This window comes from Marinobacter sp. LV10R520-4, assembly GCF_002563815.1.
Lineage (GTDB): Bacteria > Pseudomonadota > Gammaproteobacteria > Pseudomonadales > Oleiphilaceae > Marinobacter.
Genome location: NZ_PDJM01000001.1, coordinates 3,631,611 through 3,648,880, shown reverse-complemented (window position 1 = coordinate 3,648,880; position 17,270 = coordinate 3,631,611). Strand labels below are relative to the sequence as shown.

Here is a 17,270-nt window from a genome sequence, read left to right as displayed (position 1 = left end):
TACGCTGGCTGGGCGATTAAAGGCCAAGTGTTAAACGGGCTGTTACCTTGCCCGCTTAGGCGGTCTGTTCCAGCGCCGCCTGATCTATTACAACGCCATTTTCGACACTCAGAGTTACCAGCCAGGATGCCACATCGGCAAAGGGTACGTTATCCATCCATATACGAACAGAGTTATCACTGCCAGGCTCAAAGCGCTGCAACAACAGCCCGGACTCCCTTGCCGTGCGAGTCACCAACCCCATCAAGGCGCGACTGTCTGCTGGCTTTTCGATAGCGCTGTCGGCGCCATCATCAACCGGGATCGCTCCTGCAAGCGCGCTTATACTGGCAGCGTTGCCGTTCATCCAGGCCAGCAGCTGGGCGGCGTTGAGCCGCGATGTCTGCGCGCGATCGTGATAACCGGTGGCCGGCAGCCAGAGGGCGAAATACAAAACACCCGCCAGTACGGCAACGGCCAGCCACCGCAGGGCTTTTTGATCCCGCGGGGGGAGTTGCAGATACTGCACCTGAAGTTTGCGTACACCGGCTTGGTTTTTCAATTTTTCCAGCATCGTTTAACCTCCTGAAACCGTTAAACGCCCGCGAATTTCACCGGCTTCGTTCACCACCGATCCAATTTGTGCATCCAGCCCCTGGGCCGCAAGCCCATTGCGCAACCGGCTCATCAGGTCGTAACTGTCTGCGCGTAAATCCACCACCAGTTCACCGCGGGCCTGGTTATAATTCAGCGAATTGAAGCGAATACCGTTGCTACCAGAAACCGCCGCATACTGCTGGCCGGTAAATTTCATCAGGGTTATAAAATTCAGACTCGGGCCGCTGTCAGCGTTTTGTCTGAGCTGGCCCTCAACCACCCTGCGCGCATTGCCGGGGTGGGTGCGCCGATCGTCGGGAAATGCCTGTCGGTAAAAACTCATGGCCTGTGCATTCAGGTTGTCGGCCTGATTTTGATAATACCAGCCTAGCCCTGTTTCTAAAGACAGTTGAAGTACCAGCCAGGCCGCCGCGACCAGAATTAAGGGCCTCCAGGGCGTCAGAGCACTTTTTTTCGCCGGGCCAGTGGCAAAGTTGCCCTGGCAAAGGTTGATGGCGCCTGCGCCCGGGTGCTGGTGAGACAGGGCCAACAGTTCCACTGGCAAGCGCTCGAAATGTTCAGTCGTAATCTCTATTTCATCTTGAGCGACCCTGTTCGTCATGAGTAAAGACGGCTCATCGCCCGCCTGCCCTTCAAGATACAAGGTCAGAGCCGTAGCCGCGTCGTTGCCGGGCACTAGCAGTGTTTGCAGGAACAAGCTTAGATTGGAGGTTTGCACACTCAACCACTCGCCGGCCGGGCCCAGCAACATGGTCACCTCGCCATCTACACAGGCGCTCCAACCGTCAGCCCTGGGCGGGAGCAGCGACGCGTCGGCGTATATGCCACTCAAAGTAAGGTCGCGCCAACCGCTGTACACACCGACCCAGTTGGCCATGCGCTCACGATCAATCGCGGCTACGCGGTAGCCCTGATCGCCGTGGTTACCGAGCGCCAGGTGCAGGGTTTCTATATCCTGCGCTAGCTGTTCTTCAACCGCATAAGGCAATGCCTGGGCAATAAACCGCTGTTGTTTTGCGGGTATATTGGCCAAACAGAATGCCGCCTCGTCACCGGGAATCAACCCAATCAGGAGGCTGTGTTCAATAGCGTTCTGCGCCAGCGTCTGCTCGATGTCATCCTGGCTATCGGCTTCGCCTCTGGCCTGGCAATGGCCGGCACTGTCCAGCAGCGCCCAACTGTAACGCCGTTCGCCTGGCTGTTGTTCGACAGCGACAGAGCCTGAAACCGACCGCACATACAGGCGATAAGACATGGTTATCCTTCCAAGATGTTAAACGGCGCTTTGGTAATCTGGTTTTTCTGCCCTGTGTCCCGGTGCAACGTAGACACCTTGCCTTCCGGGTCGCGGTAATCGGTGCTGATCAGGTGCACAACCCGTTTATCGTAGGTAATTCGTGCAACAACCTCAAAAAAGCGGGTTTGCAAAGTAAGGCCCTCTGGTTTCAAGCCTAGACCGGAAAATTGTGGCAGCGCCAGAAAATCTTTGATGTTTTCAAATCGTTGTTCTTTTCGCCTATCAATCACCGCCTTTACCTGGGCCGCGTTCAAATCCGGGTGCAAGGTTTGTAACACCTGCGCGCTGGCAGTGTTTACATTGATACCCAGGCCACTGACCGGCAGCGCCGCCACGAAAGGCCTTAGCGCCTGATAGCTTTCCTCGGTCACGCCCTCCAGCAGGCGCAACTCGGTTACGCTGGCAAACGGCTGGTTAGCAGCCCGGTAACCGGGCTGCTAACCAGCAGATATTGGCCGTCTTCGGCACCATAAGCACTGATGGTCTGGTTATTTGCATCCACCCAGTCAATAAACACATCGGCTTTCAGGCCTGTTATCTGAAGGTTCTGCAGTAGTTGGTCCAAGCGTTCACGGCTGACCGGGTCTGGCTCGTTATCGGCACCTATAAGGTCATTCAGGTTCAGCCTGCCGCCCAAACCGTCCAACTGTATCTCTGCAACGCCGCCGTCGTCTAACGGCAGCACAACGGAGTTGGCCGCCCAGAATTCGTCCAGGCTGTCGATCGGCGTTCCAGCTTCGTTGTCTTCTTCGTAATCTGTGATCAGTATCTGGTGGGCGAACGCTTCTGCACCCAGGGCCACACTCAGCCCTTGCTGCTGAGCCAGATAATGCCCTGCCTTGAACACCCGAAAGCTTTGTTGGCGTGCCATTCCGGTTGCCAGTATAACCACCAGTGCCATCGCAGCAGCACCATAATTAACGCCACACCCTGCTGATTACAGCGTTTTGAAAAGGCTTCATTGTGACGCATCATTGGCCGCCCGCTTGGACTGACGCCTCTTCATCGGCGGCTCTGTCGCTGATGTTGCCTTCAACGTTTCGGCTCAGACTGGCCTGGGCCTTGCCGGCGTCGAAATCTGTTAGTACGAAGAGGCGCTCCAGTGTGCCAAAACGGTCGTGCTCTATGGTCAACTCCAGGCCCGCAGGCAGCGCGGGCGTTTCGTTGTCTACTGTGGTGCTGGCAAACGGCCCCTGAACAGGCCAGTTGTCATGCCACTGGCGGTTACTGTCCAGAAAACGCAGCTTGAACGTCTTTAGCCCGTCCAGCACCTGCGCTTGCCTGCGATTGTCTTCCTGACCCTGGTCTAGCGTTGGCCAGTAACTGCGCACCAGTGCATTGCCATCGTATTCCCATGCAACGCGTTGCAATTCGCTGCGGCGCTGGCCCAGCGGGTTGCGCCAGCCCTGACGGGTAAAAAGCAGGTTGGAAGGTTCACTACGACTGGTCAGTGCAGGCTGAACGTCGCCAAAAATATCCCGCGCCGGGCGATTGATGATCTGGTTCATATCCCGTTCAAACAACAGCATGGTGCGCTGAAGCGCCGCAAACTCATCGGCCACTTCGTCTACCCGGTCGCGGGCGTTGATAACGCCGTTTAAAACCTGCCAGACACCAAGGCCAATCACGGCGGTAATGGTAACGGCTATCAGCATTTCCATTAATGTGAAGCCGCGTTGGCACGCCATCATCTTGCACCCACAAAAGCGGCCAGGCTGTGCACCGTGTAAGGGTCTGAAGATTCGTCCCGGTAGCGGCTAACGCTCACCTCAACACGCCGGATGTCAGAATCTGCCGTGGCTGTTACCCGGGTGATGACTTGCCAGCGGTAGGGCCCAAACTCTTGGTCGCTGGCGGCGTCACTGGTGGCCGGCAAACGACTTTTCAGCCTTATTTCGTTGATTCGGTTTTCTGCCAGCCATGCCGCCAGGGTTTTATCGCGAACACGTTCGTAACTGGCAATATACTGGCTGCCCACTTGCGCAGCCGCCGTTGCAATCAAGCCAAAAATCAGCAGGGCCACAAGCACTTCGATTAAGGTGAAGCCCCGTGACCGACTCATGGACCCTCCGCCTCAGCGCCGGGCTTTTGCCAGTGTATGAGTGCAATACCGTCAGAATACAAGCGATGGGGTGGCGATGCCTGGCCCCTCGCCATCAATTCAATTTCGAAAGCTGTGCTTTCTCCGCTAGAAAAAAACACAATATTCGGCCGTAACGTATTATTTTCATTCGTTAAGCGCGGGGCGTCAGCGGCCACGGTTGTGTCTACTGACAGCCAGGATGGCAGGGCGTGTACCTGAAACAGCCGTTCTTGGCTGGTTTTCCAAGCACGGGTTTCATCATCGAACACTACAAACTGATAGTTGTCAGCCTCTATTACCAGGCCCGCTTCCAGATTGTTTAACATGGCTTGTTCGGACACTACCTGCATTCGCAGATACAAATCCTGAACCTCAACTTCCAGCTCGCGCTGCTGCGAGCTGCCGCCCATAGTGAACACCGCCAGGGCCGCCATTAGGCCAATAATAACCAGCACCACCAATATTTCGATCAGAGTGAAGCCATTCTGGGGGGTGTTACGTGGCAAGGTGTATCAGCCTTTGGTATTCCATATACTGAGGTCAGCGGCGTCGCTTTCGCCGCCTTCCTGGCCGTCTGAACCCAACGAGTAAAGATCATAAGCGCCTTCCGTGCCCGGGCTAACGTACTGGTAAGCCGTGCCCCAAGGGTCTTCCGGAACGTTTTTCAGGTAGCCGTCGGCGTTCCAGTTTTTCGGCTTCGGGCTGCCCGCCGGCTCATTAACCAGGGCTTCCAGCCCTTGCTGGGTTGACGGGTAACGGCTGTTGTCAAGGCGATACAAATCCAGAGCATTGCCAATATTGCTGAGCTGGGTTTGTGCCACAGTGACCTTGGCCTGATCGCTGCGACCCATAATATTGGGCGCCACAATAGCGACCAGCAAACCAAAAATGACCATTACCACCATAATTTCGATAAGGGTGAAGCCCTGGTTGCGGCGACCTACGGGAGAGTTCGAACGCTTCATGATAAGACTCGTGTCCTGGGTTATGGGTCTATTGGCTGTTCAGAGTGAGCTTTGGCAGACATCACAGTCTAGCCCACTAAATTACTCATATTCAGAATCGGCAGCATAATGGCCATCACTATAATCAACACCACTCCACCCATCAGCAACAGCATCAATGGCTCAAACAGGCCAACGATCGCGGCAATTTTTGCCTGCAGAGTGTTTTCCTGCATTCTGGCCGTGCGCTCCAGCATGCTGTCCAGCTCGCCACTGGCAATCATGTGCAGCATCATCGGCGGAAAATAACCGCTCTGATCCAGTGCCCTGTGTAATGCTCCGCCCTCACTGACTTTACGCGCAGCATTTTTTAGCTCCTGGCGCAGATAATCGTTACCGAGAACCTCCCCGGCAATGCGCATGGCGTCCACCAGCGGCACACCACTGGTGGTCAGTATACTCAGGGTACTGGCGTAGCGGGCCGTATTAACGCCCCGCACCATACCTGCCAGTAGCGGTAAGTGCAGCAGGCGTTTGTGCATGCGCATGCGAAACGCCGGTTTACCCTTGGCAAAACGAAAAGCCACAAGACCGGCGCCCAGGGCCATTAACAGATAGATGCCGTAGCTCAGCAAAAAATCCGACATGGCCAGCATGGCCCGCGTCAGCAACGGCAACTGTTGCCCCTGGCGAACAAACACCGCGATGATGTCCGGCACCACATAGGTGAGCAAAAACACCACAATGGAAATGGCGACCACGCTCAGAATAATTGGGTAAATAGCCGCCAACTGAATTTTCTGGCGAGCTTCCTGGCGACTTTCGGTGTAATCCGCGAGCCGGTTCAATACCAGATCAAGATGGCCAGCGTGTTCGCCCGCGGCGACTGTTGAGCAGAACAGCCGCGGAAAGGCCCGCGGGAACTCGCCCAGGCTGTTGGCGAAGCTATGACCCTCCATCACCTTGGCGCGAATAACGATTAACATACTGCGAATACGCGGATTATTTGATTGTTTTGAGGTAACGCTCAGAGCCTGCTCTATGGGAATCCCGGACTGGATCAAAGTCGCCATCTGGCGCGTCACCAACGCCAGATCCGCCGCACTTAGGGAGCCGCTGCCATTCAATGAGGGGCCTCGCCCCAGTTTTCCCACAGCCGGCTCTACCGCCAGTGGCGTCAACCCTTTTTCCCGCAGCTGCTGGCGGACCGCCCGCGGTGCATCGGCTTCAAGTACGCCTTGTGTCTGTTTCCCGCGAGCGTCCAGCGCCTTGTACTCAAAAGCCGGCATGGTTTATTGGTTCCGGTGGGTAACGCGAAGCACTTCTTCCACGCTGGTGATGCCCGCCAAAATCTTGGCAACGCCGTCGGCATGAATGCTAGGGCTATGCTGGCGAGCCTCCCGTTCCAAGACCAGCTCGCCGGCGCGCTTATGAATCAGCGCACAGAGACTTTCGCTAATTTCCACGGTTTCGTAAATACCGATGCGGCCGCGATAGCCCAGATCGTTACAGTGTGCGCAGCCTCTGGCGCGAAATATTCGCGGCGGGTTGGCCGGGTCCTGCTGCAGAAATTCACACTGCTCCGGCGTAGGCTCATAGGCTTCACGGCAATAGGGGCACAATAATCGCACCAAGCGCTGGGCCACAATACCCACAATGCTTGATGAAATTAGAAAAGGTTCGATGCCCATATCCATCATCCGCGTAATCGCACCCACCGCAGAATTGGTGTGCAAGGTGGACAACACCAGGTGCCCAGTCAAACTCGCCTGAACTGCAATTTCCGCCGTTTCAAGGTCTCGCACTTCGCCAATCATCACCACATCAGGGTCTTGCCGCAGAATTGCACGTAGACCCCGGGCGAAGGTCATATCCGCTTTGGTATTAACCTGGGTCTGGCCAATCCCCGGCAGGTTATACTCAATGGGATCTTCTACCGTCAGAATATTGCGGCTGCGGTCATTTATTTCCTGCAATGCCGCGTACAAAGTCGTGGACTTACCGGAGCCTGTCGGGCCTGTTACCAACAAAATACCGTAGGGACGATAGATCAGCTTGCGCAGTTTTTTCAGGTCGTATCCGCCCATGCCCAGAGATTTCAGACGTATAGCGCCAGCTTGCTTGTCGAGCAATCGTAGCACCACCCTCTCACCGACCGACGAAGGCATGGTTGACACGCGGATATCCACTTCCCTACCAGCAACCCGCAGCGCAATACGGCCATCCTGGGGAATACGCTTTTCGGCAATATCGAGTTTGGCCATAACCTTGATACGAGACACCAGCAAAGGCGCCAGTGCCCGCTTGGGCTGCACAATCTCGCGTAGAACGCCGTCTACCCGGAAACGTATAATCAATCGCGTTTCATAGGTTTCAATATGAACGTCTGAAGCACCGGTTTTCACCGCTTCAGTCAGTATCGCGTTAATCAGACGTATAATAGGAGCGTCGTCTTCCTGTTCCAACAAGTCTTCGGTTTCTGGCACCGAATCCGCTAACGACGCCAGGTCCATGTCGTCACCAATACCCTCAACCATTTGCATGGCAGCGGTAGAATCATTCTGGTAGGCGTCGTTCAGGGCCTGATCGAACTTATCCGCTTCAACGGTGGCAAAGCGGGCGCGCCCTCCGCACAGGCGGTTGGCTTCGGCCAACGCAATGTGGGAAGAGCCGGGGCGCACCAGAATAACTGTTTCGCCGTTACCTGCGCGGGTCACAATAACGCCGTTGCGTTTGGCAAACGAAAACGGCAGCCTGCTGGCAGCGCTATTATTATTGTACGGCAGTTGTTGGATTTCTGAGCTCACGATGTTTCTCGCTGCTGGTCGGCGTGCCGACGAAACAAGGCTAAAGGCTACCACAGCGGGCAGGCCAGCTGAATAACCCGATGTTCTATACTGCCATTAATCAGTGGCTCTCTGGTAACCTGTTGGTGTTATCTGCCAAACCTGTCTTAGCCGGAACAACACATGCGCCTGGATTCGAAATATCTTATAACGGCTGCCGCCCTTGCGCTGGCAGCGCTGTTGCTAGCATCCACCGCCTGGCAGGCTTGGCGTGTTTGGCAAGTCACAAACCAATACTCCGGGCCTTCGGCAAAACACAGAGAATCTGCCCGAAACCAATCTACAGCTGACCTTACGGGGCGTTCTGGCGGCCACCGGCGACTTTGCCGGCAGTGCACTGATTGAAGACGAGCGCAACAACACCGACGCCTATCTGGTGGGTGACACCCTACCCGGCAACGCAATACTGCGTTCGGTTCACCCTGCACGAATCATCATTGAGCGTTCAGGTAAGCTGGAAAAATTGTATTTTCCAGAAATCGACAGCCCTAGTGGTTTAAGCGCTGTTGCTAATGAAACGCAAAGCCCCGAGCCTGCCTATACGCCTCCGATGCTTCCGAATCCGGCACTCTCACAACCTGACCTCTCACAATCTACCGGCGCTCCCACTGCGTCTACTGACGAACAACGACGAGCCGAAATACGCGAAAGGCTTGAGCAGTTACGCCACAGCTTGCGCAATGGGGTTGATAAGCTTGTTTCTAGCGTCCCAAGACCGCGCTTCTTTACCCGCAGCCAGAATGTCGGTGCAGCGCCGGCTTTTTAATGGCCATTCCTGGTTATGGGCGATTTTGCTTACGCTCACTCTGGGCTCGGTTGGAAACGCGTTAGAGCTCAATGATAAATTAATGAACTATGTGCGCACCGAGTTTGGTGACGAAGCCTACCAGCGCCTGAAAAATTATCAGCGCCTACAACTCCTGGCCAGCAGAGCCCCGATAGACCGACAGTGAGGCAGACAAACTGTCTCGTTGGCGCGATTTGAACCAGCGGATGCAACAGTCCGGGCAACCCTGAAACTCGACAACAAGGAACACACCGGATGCGGCGTTGGAATGGCTAGGGTGATGATTCTTTTTCACTGAGACTGCCCCGCAACGGCGAAGATTTTGCAGATTGATTGCTTCCCCGATGCTTACGTCTTCCGCGTTGCGGCTTGCTACGCCAGTACATTAGATCGCTGTAAGACCCTCAAGCACAGCACCTCGGAGCTCATCGTTCGCCAGGGCTGGACCATCAGCCATCAACACGGCGTGGGTAAAGACCACGCCCCCTATTTGTTGCAGGAAAAAGGTGCGCTTGCGATTCAGACAATTCAACACCTGTGCCAGGGCTTTGACCCGCAATCAATGATGAACCCGGGAACGCTGGCACCCGCACCAAAGAAAAGTGAGGGCGCAAAATCATGAGCCGCTCGCAACAGCTGTCAGAGCTAAAACAGCAGACACAAAGTTTTGATGTGGTGGTTATCGGCGCGGGCATCGCCCTTGAAGCCGCCGCGAGCGGCCTGAAAACCCTGGTGCTGGAGCAGCAGGGTTTCGCCTGGGGCAGTTCCAGCCGCTCGTCAAAAATGGTTCATGGCGGGCTGCGCTATCTGGCCGGCGGCCACCTGCGCCTGGCTCGCAGCGCCGTTCAGGAACGCCAGCGCATGCTGACTGAGGCACCGGGCCTGGTAACACCCATGCACTATGTCATGCCCCATTATAAAGGCGAGTTTCCGGGCCCGCGGCTGTTTCGGCGCTGCTGCGCCTGTACAACCGATTTGCTGGCGTAGCGACATTGCCCCCTTTGCAGCCATCCCAGGTTCCACTCTGGGTGCCTGGGCTGAATTCTAAAAACCTGACCGCTGCCAGCGTTTTTACCGACGCGGTGACCCACGATACCCGGCTGGTACAGCGACTGCTTGCCGAGGCAGGCGCCAAGGGCGCGCTCTACCTGAACTACGTGAAAGCGCTAGAACTGCAACGAGCCTCGGACACTTCGCGGCAGATCTGCGGCCTGACCGCTCAGGCCGAGGAAGACACCGAACCGTTTGCCATAAAAACTCAATTGGTCATCGCAGCCACCGGTGCCTGGAGTGGCCAGTTCCAATCGGCAGTGAGAGAAACAGCTCGCCATACGCCCCCTGCGCGGTAGCCACCTGGTGCTACCCTGGCAGCGTTTGCCGGTAAATTGCTCGGTCACCGCATTCCACCCCCAGGACCGGCGCCCCGTGTTCGCGTTCCCGTGGCTGGGGCAAACCGTGCTAGGCACTACCGATCTTGATCATAACGAAGACCTGACCGAAGAGCCTGTCATCAACCAGAGCGAAGTGAATTACCTGCTGACCATGGCCGCACATCTGTTTCCCGAAAGCGAGCTGAAATCCGGCGACATTCTGTCGAGCTGGGCCGGTGTTCGGCCCGTTATCAGCAGCCAGAAAAACGGCGGGCGCAAGCTTGCGCCTTCCGGTGAAAGTCGCGAGCACAGCATCAGCAGCGATAACGGGCTGATTACCATCGCCGGCGGCAAACTAACCACCTTTCGCCTGATCGCTCGGGAAGCCCTGAGCATGGGATTGTCCGCAGCCCGCGGACAGGCGCTGCTCAATAACCAACTGAGGGTGTTCAACCCCCCCCCGCCCGATTTGCAAAAGCCAGATTCGGTGAGCCATAAACCCCGCGCAGGTCAAAGGCGTCATCCTGACCACCCAGCGTGGCACAGTGGTGAATCTGGACGCTAACGGAACACCGCTACGCCCGGCCATTATCTGGCTGGACCAACGCCACGCCGACGCCAGCGCCCCCCTGCCGGCCTACCTGCGCTGGACGTTCCGTTTGCTGGGCCTGACAACTACCATTCAGCGCTTTCGCGAAAACTGCCAGGCCAACTGGATTGCCGAGAATCAGCCAGATGTCTGGCTCGACACCCGCCATTTTCTATTATTATCGGGTTACCTGAACTATCGCCTGACCGGCAAATTCCGCGACTCCAGTGCCAGCCAAGTAGGCTACCTGCCCTACGATTACAAACGCCAGACCTGGGCCGGCAAACGCAACTTCAAGTGGCGGCTGATGCCGGTTCGCCCTGAACAGCTGCCGCAGCTGATTACGCCCGGTGAAACCGTCGGCCCACTGACCGCTATTGCTGCCCAGCACCTCGGGCTACCAGCGGGCCTGCCGGCGCTGGCGGCGGCGTCGGATAAAGCCTGCGAAGTGCTGGGCAGCGGCGCGCTTGCGCCCGACACCGCTTGCCTGAGTTATGGCACCACCGCCACGATGAATACCACCAACCCACGCTATGTAGAACCGGTGCGTTTTATACCACCCTACCCGGCTAGTCAGGCGCTTTACCAGCAGCTGTACCGCGAGGTTTACCTGAAAATCTATCCGCAGCTGCAAAGCCTGTATAAAACCATCCGCCGCATTACCGGTTACCCGCGCTAGTATTCTCTACGGCTAACCAGCAAACTCCCGTCCGCTACAGCATTTACCGATATTTTTTCATCAGGTTGTTGACGCTCGAGGAAAGATCCGTATAATTCGCTTCCGTTGTCGGGCAACAACTTACGACGGCATTTGCGGGAATAGCTCAGTTGGTAGAGCGCAACCTTGCCAAGGTTGAGGTCGCGAGTTCGAATCTCGTTTCCCGCTCCAATTTTTCCGGTTAACATCCGGAAAAATGCTTCAAAAGTCTCTCACCCCACTTGAGAGCACAAAGTCAACAGGCTTTATCAGGCGCGGTGGCAGAGTGGTCATGCAGCGGACTGCAACTCCGTTAACGCCGGTTCGATTCCGACCCGCGCCTCCATTTTTTTGTTACTTATCAAAGCGTTAGAAATATTAAATTAGTTGTAAAATGCACTGAAAAAATAATGACAATAAACTGAAAAAATAACCCGCTAGATTCGCTGCTCAAAGCTCAATCATGACTAACCTACGCTCCCGCTCTGACTAGCCTCTTCACGAAGAAATTTGATCGTAGATCTGGCGCGTTTTGGAGGTTTAATGAGCCTGTAATGATCTGCCATCGCCTGTGTCTCGTGGCCGCCTTTGTCATTCTCGCCCTGAGTCACGAATTCTTCAGTAAGCCCTTTTTTACGGAGATCTGACAGATGGTATAGGCCGCCGTAGCCGGCCTCTTTGCACGCATCCCTCCATGCCGCTTGCAGAGTCCTATGGGTTGCCGGTTCTGCTCTGGAGCGCATATCAAAATATCGCGGGTTGACCAGCAGATATGGACTGATAATTTTTTCCTTTTTCTTCATCGTGATGAACCATTGCCAGAGCTCCGCTAATTCTTTATTCATACCTAACTCAACTCCGATTTCGGTTTTGTGCCTAGCAAAACTTATAACTCCATAAATCAGCTCATCATCTACTGTCACAGGCTCGGAATAAATTTCACCCTTACTCTCTTTGATTCCAAAAACATCGATAGGTTGCTGACTCATCATATAAATAAGATCGCAGATCTTTGCGCGCCACGTCCCATCCATTATCCGCCGATTGTGTCTATGAACACACAGTCGCGTCGTAATGGCTATATATGCATCATCCGGAACCAAAACGTTTCGTTTTTGCACAATTGCTTTGCGAAGATCGATCATAGGATTGCGCTGAACAGTTCCGTCTTCCACAGCGTGTATATACACTCGATTAATTGTATTCTTTAGCCCGTTATAGTGAGTTGGCTTATCAAGCCAAGGAGATAAGAGCTTTCGAATTTTTCTTAACGAGTCTGGATCAGATAAAAAAAATCTTGCGTCAGCTAATACTTCAAGTTGTTGACAATCCGATGCGTAATCACGCTTAGTCGAAGATGCTATGGGCTTACCACCACGCAAGGAAGTCAGCTTGCACTCGCTCCAAACGTTTTTCCCATCCAAGAGCTCATGACCCAATTCTTCTTTACGCCAGTTGCTCATGTAGTCACACAAAAGAACCTGCCCTTCAAAATTATGGGGTATTGATAGTGCGGAAAGCTTTGCTACCAGTAAATCGCTACGCCATTGGTTTATTTCTTTTTCCCAAGATTGGCTGACCGCCGTCCATCGACGAATTGCTGAGGGACGGTCTTTAGTATCAAGAGTTGCTCTGCGGCCTGTTTTTGGATGAACAACAAAAAAAACTCCGTACCGATTCATATAGAGCCCAGGAAAGCTCTGTAACCATTCATTTTCTGGTTTGCGGGAACGAGCCATTACTATGACATCCTCTGTGAAAATTGTTCAATAAACGTGCGGTCTTCCAACGAAACGTCTGTGCGCGCAACCATCCGGCGTTCAATTTCTGGAACGTAGGTATCCATATCTATTTTCCACGCCTTCCCAATTTTGTAGGCGCCTGGAATCTTGTGGGACCCATCGGTGTTGAATTGACTGCAATGCCTGCGGATTGTCGAAGGCGCCGGCGGCTTTTCATCACGTTCAAAAATGATCTTAATAAAGCTTTCAATAGACACTAGCCTCATGACAGAAGATCTCCACCAACGGCGGGTTGAACAGATCCAGATATCATCAGCTGGTTTAAATATGCGCTAACACTCACGGCAAACTCCTAATATGTTTTCAATTGAATTGCCATAAATGTAAACGAATTTAGAGGTTATTTGTTTCGGCTAACTGCGCCATAAAGCTAATTAGACGGCTTTAATAATGCCGGGGTTTGTGTGCATATCCTGATTTTGAGAGATTGAGGTATGGCAACACTCAAAAGATACCCGGGAGTCCGTGAACTTACCGTGCACATGGCTAAACAACACATGCAGAACGTTCGAAGTGTTTGAGTAATGCGCTCAAAATGAGCTGATTGAGCGTTCCACCTTGACTTTTTTCGGGGCCTTCGGCCCCGTGTGTTGACAACGGCCAAGCCGGACTGGGCGGCTATGTCTTGGTAGGTCGGATTGAGACCAGTCTCGTAGCGGTGGTCCTTGGCGACACCGAACTTCAGGTTGTCGTGACGCACCAGTTTTGCCACCTCCTAAGGAACTCGAAGACTCGGATGTGGGAACCAATCCAGCGCGGAGCTTTCGCGTGGAATGGGTGGCAACCTTCAGCGGCTTACGCACCCTAATAGTTCCATTTACAACCAACCTCAAAAAAGTAACTTTTCTGCGTCACAAAAATCGATCAATGATCACCATCTTCCCGAACGGTTGCAACCGATGTAATTTAACTCAGTTTGGATGGTAACCATCGCATTCGGCTTTCTGGCGCTGGGGAATGACCGCCAAAGAGGTTTTCTTCCTCGGCGAAATAAAGAAAAACCGGATTCTGAGCGTGGCGCATATTCCGTTTGGCGTGGCAAATTCGGGGTAGCGAGTCTCATGCATGCTGGTTTCACTTCAAAGCCTCAATGATTCTGGGAACGTTAACCAATGCATCTCCAGCCGTGTAGTAGCCACCTAGGTCATGGGCCATCCGTTCAAGCGGCATATTGTCATAGCCAAAGTTTTTTAGTTCTTCCAGATAACGAGCAATGAAGCCCTCGAAACCCCAATGATGCCACTGGGCAACGCGGACCAACTCATGAAAATGAATTTGAAGGTCATTTTCATGAGTTGGGATCAGGTAGTAAGTGTCATTCAGCGTTAACCCGGCCAGATCGCGATTGAAAAGATCTGTCAGGCCATGTTGCACCAGGAACTTGTGTGCCGGAACCGGCATATGCGGAACGATAACGTAGTAGCTTGTAGCGAGAAATTCTTCTGGAAAATACCCGAAAAAAAGATCATTGAATTCCGTACAGGGTTTCCTTTGTGGTACGAATTGTTGATTAGTAAGCCTCATCCATTCGCGGATGACTTCGATCGTTGTCATAGCGTGCTTCCCCATTGATGACTAATGACGGAAGCGTACCAGCTCAAGGCGACACCAAATGACGCACTCCTTCGTTAACGATCAATTGGGTCTCATTGAGTAACAAGGAGACAAGCTGACGACGACGATCCAGGCTTACCTGACACTGGATGCTCAGCGGCTATGATCGACCTCAAGGAGCGAATAACCTGAGAGGATCTGCCCGATAGCATCCATGCACCGTCGTTGAACCGTCTTCTAAAGATAATGGAAGCGACATTTCGGGGTTCCCCAGATAACTAAGGTATTGCCCCTAATTCCTGTTGGCGCCCCTGCACAATCGCCACCTGGCCAGCCAATAACATGCTTGAAGCATGTAGGTCTCTCACTGACTCTTTGTCCATCCCGAAAAAAATGCGACATATATTGTCGCTTAGCGAGCCTACCATTCAGCTAAACCTACCGCAGCAGGAGAGACAAAGGAATGCAAAAAATCGCAATTATTGGGTCACGTTCCTTTAACGACTATAACCGGCTTGTCTCTGTGTTGTTGCCCTGGCTTCCAGCACACATCGTTTCCGGTGGCGCAAAAGGCGCAGATGCTCTGGCTGAGCGTCTTGCCCAGGAGCATAAGCTTGTCATAACTATCATCAAGCCGGATTGGCAGCAACACGGTCGAGCTGCCGGCCCGATTCGCAATCGGGATATCGTGGATGCCGTCGATATGGTGATCGCATTTTGGGATGGCGAGTCAAAAGGAACCAAGTCCGCGCTGGACTGCGCTCTTAAGCAAAAGAAAATCATTATTGTTGAAGATGTTTCTCACGGGTGACCTGCAAATTGGCTTCATCATCGATACTCAGTGTCAACGCCAACTCAAAACTGACCCACTTACCGGCGATATCGCCAATCTAAAACTTACCCACCCTTGGCGTTCAAGTGTTGGTTAATAAATCTTGGCTGCTGGCTGAGATCGGTGCGGTACCGGCCATTTTCTTATCCTTCAATCGATAGCTTTCTCCGCGGATTTGGACGATGTGCGCATGATGTAACAGGCGGTCCAACAGCGCAGCGGTTAATGTCGTGTCGCCATCGAAGGCACTGGCCCATTGTGAGAACGGAAGGTTACTGGTGACGATGACACTGCCGTGCTCGTAGCGTTTGGCGATGACGTTAAAGAACAGATTGGCTTCCTCTCGACCAAACGGTAGATAGCCGATTTCGTCGATGATCAAGAGTCGTGGCGCTAAGATGCTGCGTTTTAAGTACTGGTCCAGACGTTCCTGTTTTCGAGCAATAACCAGTTGCAGCATCATGTCGGCGGCTGCAATGAACCGCGTTTTGATGCCTTGGCTGACGGCTTTATGACCTAGGCTGATGGCCAAGTGGCTTTTGCCAACGCCACTGGGGCCCAGAAGCACTACGTTCTCTGCTCGCTCTACAAAGGCCATGCTCGTCAGTTCATTCAGCTGTTTGCGCGGGGCTCCGCTGGCGAACTTGAAGTCATAATCTTCAAAGAGCTTTCGTCCCGGGAAGCCTGCGAACTTCAGCAACGTCTCTCGGGATCGTTGTGACCGGGCGTTCAGTTCCAGATTTAGTAGCTGTTCCAGGAAGTCTGCCAGCGTGGCGTCTTGCGAGGCAGAGTGGTCGGCGATAGCCGCCCATTCGCTGGCCAAGGTATCGAGCTTGAGGCTTGCGCAGGCGTGCTCGATACGTTGATGTTGCAGGTTCATAGATGAGCCTCCAGCAGCCGGTCGTAAACACTGAGGGGATGCTGAAAGCTCTCTGTCGGAACAGGTCGTGTTGATTCCGGTCTTTGTTGTACCGCCGTTTGTGGCCGAGATGGCAGTGGCGCGAGCTCAAAACGTTCCTGGTCCAGCCGTATCTTGGGTTTAACACCCGTGGTGCCGTGAATGCGCTGGTGTGCTATCAGCTCCAGCCAAGGCCCTATGTGCGCGTTGGCCGTGGTCACGTCCAACCGCAAACCGGCCTGATGCAGGGAGGCCGCCAGGGGCGTGATGAAACTGCCCTTCAGGTAGCCATCTGCTGGAACACGCCGTTCTGCACGCCGATGAAACACCGGTCAGCATGCTGGCACCGGGCAAGAAGAAAACTCATAGGGCTTACGTCTGGGCTTATTGCACCACACCATTCTCGAAGTTGAAGGCCGTTGTTTACGACTTCGCTCCCACCCGGGCCGGTGAGCACGCTCCCAACTTCCTGGCAGACTGGCAAGGCAAGCTGGTCTGCGACGATTACTCGGGCTACAAGGCGGGCTTCGGCAACGGCATCACCGAAATCGGTTGCCTGGCCCATGCCCGCCGCAAGTTCTACGATCTGCATCAAGCGAATAAGAGTGAACTGGCGGCACAGGCTCTGGAATACATCGGCCAGCTTTACCAGGTTGAGCGAGAAACCAAAGATCTGCCGCCTGACAAACGACACTTTATCCGAAATGAAAAAGCACGGCCGATTGCCGATGCTCTGCATCAATGGATGCTCGCACACCGACAGAAAGTGCCGGAAGGCTCCGCATGGTGCCCGTCAACTGTGCGTGTCGTTTTCGCATAGATTCACCCCTCAGATTGATCTTATAGGCGTTGTGAACGAGCCAGTCCATTCGAATGGTAAACGAGTGAGGAAATTTCGGGTACTATGCTTCACCAGAAGGGCAAAAAGGTGATTTATACTTATTATACTCTATAATCAACTGAGGAAAAAATAG

Annotated in this window: 20 protein-coding genes, 2 tRNA genes and 4 pseudogenes; 10 read left to right on the top strand and 16 right to left on the bottom strand. The window is 53.9% G+C overall.

The features are described 5' to 3' along the window. Positions 1-55: 55 nt before the first annotated feature. The 10 genes from gspM to gspE all read right to left on the bottom strand — a co-directional run bounded on the left by gspM (position 56) and on the right by gspE (position 7,728). Positions 56-553: a type II secretion system protein GspM gene (gene gspM / locus ATG98_RS17630; protein ID WP_098418334.1), complete on the bottom strand. Its 498-nt coding sequence runs from the start codon at positions 551-553 to the stop codon at positions 56-58. Between the two features lie 3 nt (positions 554-556). Beyond that, complete coding sequence (gene gspL, locus ATG98_RS17625) at positions 557-1,852, bottom strand: type II secretion system protein GspL (protein ID WP_098423996.1); 1,296 nt, start codon at positions 1,850-1,852, stop codon at positions 557-559. Positions 1,853-1,854: 2 nt separating this feature from the next. Next, positions 1,855-2,283: a type II secretion system protein GspK gene (locus tag ATG98_RS22775; RefSeq protein WP_267283849.1), complete on the bottom strand. Its 429-nt coding sequence runs from the start codon at positions 2,281-2,283 to the stop codon at positions 1,855-1,857. Between the two features lie 5 nt (positions 2,284-2,288). Continuing rightward, positions 2,289-2,795, bottom strand: a complete 507-nt coding sequence (locus ATG98_RS22770; RefSeq protein ID WP_267283848.1) for a general secretion pathway protein GspK — start codon at positions 2,793-2,795, stop codon at positions 2,289-2,291. A 70-nt stretch (positions 2,796-2,865) separates the two neighbouring features. Then, the gene (gene gspJ / locus ATG98_RS17615; RefSeq protein WP_098421636.1) at positions 2,866-3,582 is read right to left on the bottom strand and encodes a type II secretion system minor pseudopilin GspJ; all 717 of its coding nucleotides are present in this window, start codon (positions 3,580-3,582) and stop codon (positions 2,866-2,868) included. After that, positions 3,582-3,956 carry a type II secretion system minor pseudopilin GspI gene (gene gspI / locus ATG98_RS17610; protein WP_098418332.1) on the bottom strand — a complete coding sequence of 125 codons (375 nt, stop codon included), beginning with the start codon at positions 3,954-3,956 and terminating at the stop codon, positions 3,582-3,584. The genes gspJ and gspI overlap by 1 nt, the downstream gene beginning before the upstream one ends. Then, positions 3,953-4,483 carry a type II secretion system minor pseudopilin GspH gene (gene gspH / locus ATG98_RS17605; protein WP_098418331.1) on the bottom strand — a complete coding sequence of 177 codons (531 nt, stop codon included), beginning with the start codon at positions 4,481-4,483 and terminating at the stop codon, positions 3,953-3,955. The genes gspI and gspH overlap by 4 nt, the downstream gene beginning before the upstream one ends. A gap of 6 nt (positions 4,484-4,489) precedes the next feature. Beyond that, a complete protein-coding gene (gene gspG, locus ATG98_RS17600; RefSeq protein WP_098418330.1) occupies positions 4,490-4,942 on the bottom strand; it encodes a type II secretion system major pseudopilin GspG in 453 nt (150 codons plus the stop codon). A gap of 68 nt (positions 4,943-5,010) precedes the next feature. Further along, positions 5,011-6,210 (bottom strand): type II secretion system inner membrane protein GspF, encoded by a 1,200-nt coding sequence (gene gspF, locus ATG98_RS17595; RefSeq protein WP_098423995.1) that lies wholly within the window; start codon positions 6,208-6,210, stop codon positions 5,011-5,013. Between the two features lie 3 nt (positions 6,211-6,213). Further along, the gene (gene gspE / locus ATG98_RS17590; protein ID WP_228706188.1) at positions 6,214-7,728 is read right to left on the bottom strand and encodes a type II secretion system ATPase GspE; all 1,515 of its coding nucleotides are present in this window, start codon (positions 7,726-7,728) and stop codon (positions 6,214-6,216) included. 250 nt (positions 7,729-7,978) lie between these two features. Here gspE and ATG98_RS17585 point away from each other — a divergent pair, with 250 nt between their 5' ends. From ATG98_RS17585 to ATG98_RS17545, 8 genes and pseudogenes are all read left to right on the top strand, one after another. Then, positions 7,979-8,533 carry a type II secretion system protein N gene (locus ATG98_RS17585; RefSeq protein ID WP_228706187.1) on the top strand — a complete coding sequence of 185 codons (555 nt, stop codon included), beginning with the start codon at positions 7,979-7,981 and terminating at the stop codon, positions 8,531-8,533. A 370-nt stretch (positions 8,534-8,903) separates the two neighbouring features. Continuing rightward, positions 8,904-9,176 (top strand): annotated as a pseudogene (locus ATG98_RS17575) (FAD-linked oxidase C-terminal domain-containing protein); the annotation flags it as partial. Continuing rightward, positions 9,173-9,541 (top strand): FAD-dependent oxidoreductase, encoded by a 369-nt coding sequence (locus tag ATG98_RS22765; protein ID WP_098423994.1) that lies wholly within the window; start codon positions 9,173-9,175, stop codon positions 9,539-9,541. The pseudogene ATG98_RS17575 and the gene ATG98_RS22765, both read left to right, overlap by 4 nt. A gap of 41 nt (positions 9,542-9,582) precedes the next feature. Beyond that, a complete protein-coding gene (locus tag ATG98_RS22760; protein ID WP_098423993.1) occupies positions 9,583-9,903 on the top strand; it encodes an FAD-dependent oxidoreductase in 321 nt (106 codons plus the stop codon). Positions 9,904-9,910: 7 nt separating this feature from the next. Then, positions 9,911-10,489 (top strand): FAD-dependent oxidoreductase, encoded by a 579-nt coding sequence (locus tag ATG98_RS22755; protein WP_179888200.1) that lies wholly within the window; start codon positions 9,911-9,913, stop codon positions 10,487-10,489. Continuing rightward, complete coding sequence (locus ATG98_RS17555; RefSeq protein ID WP_267283847.1) at positions 10,470-11,192, top strand: FGGY family carbohydrate kinase; 723 nt, start codon at positions 10,470-10,472, stop codon at positions 11,190-11,192. The genes ATG98_RS22755 and ATG98_RS17555 overlap by 20 nt, the downstream gene beginning before the upstream one ends. 134 nt (positions 11,193-11,326) lie before the next feature. Next, positions 11,327-11,402: transfer RNA gene (locus ATG98_RS17550), tRNA-Gly, on the top strand. An 80-nt stretch (positions 11,403-11,482) separates the two neighbouring features. Continuing rightward, positions 11,483-11,556 (top strand) — tRNA-Cys (locus ATG98_RS17545). Positions 11,557-11,677: 121 nt separating this feature from the next. Here ATG98_RS17545 and ATG98_RS17540 read toward each other — a convergent pair. The 4 genes and pseudogenes from ATG98_RS17540 to ATG98_RS17530 form a co-directional block, all read right to left on the bottom strand. Beyond that, the gene (locus ATG98_RS17540; RefSeq protein ID WP_228706186.1) at positions 11,678-12,949 is read right to left on the bottom strand and encodes a hypothetical protein; all 1,272 of its coding nucleotides are present in this window, start codon (positions 12,947-12,949) and stop codon (positions 11,678-11,680) included. Between the two features lie 2 nt (positions 12,950-12,951). Next, a complete protein-coding gene (locus tag ATG98_RS17535; RefSeq protein ID WP_143751498.1) occupies positions 12,952-13,209 on the bottom strand; it encodes a hypothetical protein in 258 nt (85 codons plus the stop codon). A gap of 359 nt (positions 13,210-13,568) precedes the next feature. Then, positions 13,569-13,771, bottom strand: a pseudogene (locus ATG98_RS22520) (IS21 family transposase); the annotation flags it as partial. Between the two features lie 315 nt (positions 13,772-14,086). Continuing rightward, positions 14,087-14,566 (bottom strand): hypothetical protein, encoded by a 480-nt coding sequence (locus ATG98_RS17530; RefSeq protein WP_143751495.1) that lies wholly within the window; start codon positions 14,564-14,566, stop codon positions 14,087-14,089. A gap of 463 nt (positions 14,567-15,029) precedes the next feature. Here ATG98_RS17530 and ATG98_RS17525 point away from each other — a divergent pair, with 463 nt between their 5' ends. Next, positions 15,030-15,377 (top strand): SLOG family protein, encoded by a 348-nt coding sequence (locus ATG98_RS17525; RefSeq protein ID WP_098423989.1) that lies wholly within the window; start codon positions 15,030-15,032, stop codon positions 15,375-15,377. Between the two features lie 103 nt (positions 15,378-15,480). Here the strand turns inward: ATG98_RS17525 and istB are convergent, their stop codons facing one another. Then, the gene (istB, locus tag ATG98_RS17520; RefSeq protein ID WP_098423988.1) at positions 15,481-16,278 is read right to left on the bottom strand and encodes an IS21-like element helper ATPase IstB; all 798 of its coding nucleotides are present in this window, start codon (positions 16,276-16,278) and stop codon (positions 15,481-15,483) included. After that, positions 16,275-16,589 (bottom strand): annotated as a pseudogene (locus tag ATG98_RS21910) (IS21 family transposase); the annotation flags it as partial. The pseudogene ATG98_RS21910 and the gene istB, both read right to left, overlap by 4 nt. A gap of 11 nt (positions 16,590-16,600) precedes the next feature. On the opposite strand from ATG98_RS21910, the pseudogene ATG98_RS17510 reads away from it, so the two are divergent. Continuing rightward, a pseudogene (locus ATG98_RS17510) lies at positions 16,601-17,080 on the top strand (IS66 family transposase); the annotation flags it as partial. Between the last annotated feature and the right edge of the window lie 190 nt (positions 17,081-17,270).